This is a genomic window from Actinobacillus minor NM305 (genome assembly GCF_000175195.1).
Lineage (GTDB): Bacteria > Pseudomonadota > Gammaproteobacteria > Enterobacterales > Pasteurellaceae > Haemophilus_A > Haemophilus_A minor.
In genome coordinates, this window is sequence record NZ_ACQL01000155.1 from 1 (window position 1) to 1,421 (window position 1,421).

Sequence of the window (1,421 nt, forward strand, 5' to 3'; positions counted from 1 at the left end):
AAGTTCAGCTAAGTAAGGATTTAAATGTTACGACGGTGAATGCCACTACGGTGAAGACAGGCGACACAACGATGACAGATAATGGTTTAACCATTACCGGTGGGCCAAGCCTTACTAAATCAGGTATTGATGCAGCGGATAAGAAAATCACGAATGTGGCAGATGGCACGGTAGGAGCAGATAGTAAAGATGCGATTAACGGCTGTTGCGAGCCAAAAAAACTGCGAAAAATAACCATTAAAACAACGAAAAATTTCAAATATTGATTTTTCGCTATTTTAATGGTTTTCTTACAATTAGCCGTCCACACCTCCCCAGTCTAAATACACCGCACTCAGTTGTTTTTTACTCAAACTAAACTTGCTATACAGGGCTAACAGAGTAATCCTGTCGTCACTTAAGAAAAACAGGAGAGCCTAAAATGACAACCTTCAAAATGAGAACTGAGCAAGAAATGATGTTAGAGTTAGCCTTAGTTGCAGTAAGAGAAGAACAACGCTTTACCATTGATGGTTCACAATACACCTTACCAAACGGACGGGGACAAACCTTTGTGTATAACCTTGCATTCTTAGATATTCGTTTTATTGAAGATGGTCGCAAAGATAGCGTTGTGCAATTTACTTCAACCCTTGCCCCATCAGCACCGCCATTTTATTGTTTATTATCTGAATTAGATTAAATTTAAACGCCCTTTAAACCAACTTTAAAGGGCGTTATTCTTAGAATTTATACACTAAGTTATCTTCATATTTTCCGCTATAACTTGTAGATGTATTCACCACAATCCGCTTTGCTCCATCGAACGCTTGCCAATTATCTACTTTATCTTCCCGCATATACTCAATAAACCGAATAAACTCCGATTTTGTTGAACTGAAGAAAATATAAGGCGGTTTAGTTAGGTTGATAAGCCTTAGAAAGTCAATTAAATCAAAATAGGTTGCCTGTTTGTAGCTTTCTTGCTTGGTGCAAAGATAGGGTGGGTCAAGCACAAGTAACACCTTTTCTTTACCTGAAAAACGCGGCACTAATTGATGAAACGACTCGCAAACAATCTCTACACCATCAAGATAACCCTCTGCACTTGGATAATCGCTCTGCCGTAAGCAATGCCAGAAATCTTGAGTATATAACTCCTCAAGACTCTTCACTTGCTGACCGCTAAACAATAGCCAAGAACATAGAATATGTGGGTCTTTATATCCCTTAAACGCTTCAATAATCTCAATTAGTTGCAATTTTTTCGTCTTATCTAACCGCTTACCTTTGGGGCAATCAGCAAGGGAAACAGCTAATTGTTGGCGTAGTTGATTAATGTCAGGGATATATTGTAAACGTTCGGCATAATTGTCAAAATCGTTGTAAATTACCCTTGCTTGTGGTTTGAGTTGTTTGGCGGTATGAGATAACAAACCGCT

Annotated in this window: 2 protein-coding genes and 1 pseudogene; 2 read left to right on the forward strand and 1 reads right to left on the reverse strand. The window is 38.6% G+C overall.

Annotation, left to right across the window (positions count from 1 at the left end):
- Together AM305_RS10895 and AM305_RS10900 are read left to right on the forward strand one after the other, a co-directional pair.
- A pseudogene (locus AM305_RS10895) lies at positions 1-266 on the forward strand (hypothetical protein); the annotation flags it as partial.
- Positions 267-421: 155 nt separating this feature from the next.
- A complete protein-coding gene (locus AM305_RS10900) occupies positions 422-682 on the forward strand; it encodes a hypothetical protein (protein ID WP_005826050.1) in 261 nt (86 codons plus the stop codon).
- A gap of 40 nt (positions 683-722) precedes the next feature.
- Here the strand turns inward: AM305_RS10900 and AM305_RS10905 are convergent.
- A partial coding sequence (locus AM305_RS10905; RefSeq protein WP_005826052.1) for a DNA adenine methylase occupies positions 723-1,421 on the reverse strand: 699 nt, incomplete at its 5' end.

Bases quoted from the DNA above. Each gene is read 5' to 3' on its own strand.
- AM305_RS10900 (WP_005826050.1), top strand. From the start codon at position 422: ATGACAACCTTCAAAATGAGAACTGAGCAAGAAATGATGTTAGAGTTA.